Source organism: Pedobacter sp. AC464, from assembly GCF_979253075.1.
This window is the reverse complement of record NZ_CEEDBV010000023.1, coordinates 1-239: the sequence shown is the minus strand read 5'-3', so window position 1 is coordinate 239 and position 239 is coordinate 1. Positions and strand designations below refer to the sequence as shown.

The 239-nt window shown below is 43.5% G+C and carries 1 protein-coding gene; it reads right to left on the bottom strand.

Translation table 11 applies throughout. The annotated features are described in order from the left end of the window. Positions 1-192: DEAD/DEAH box helicase (locus AC0IWT_RS20035; protein ID WP_471798517.1), on the bottom strand; the 192-nt coding region annotated here is incomplete at its 3' end. Positions 193-239: the final 47 nt, after the last annotated feature.

The window sequence follows — 239 nt, the reverse complement described above, 5'->3', positions numbered from 1 at the left end:
TAATGGCGAAACGACGAGGCAAATGCCCTCCTTTCCTAAAGCAGGAACCTGAAAACAAATTGATTTGCCACCACCTGTTGGCAACAATGCCAAACGATCCTTGCCCGCTAAAACCGACGCAATAATATCCTGTTGCAAGGGCCTGAAAGCCTGGTGTCCCCACTGTTTTTGTAAAATCTCTATTGCTGTCATAAATCGGCGGTACCAAAACTATAAAAAAGCTGTTGATATTGCTAAAT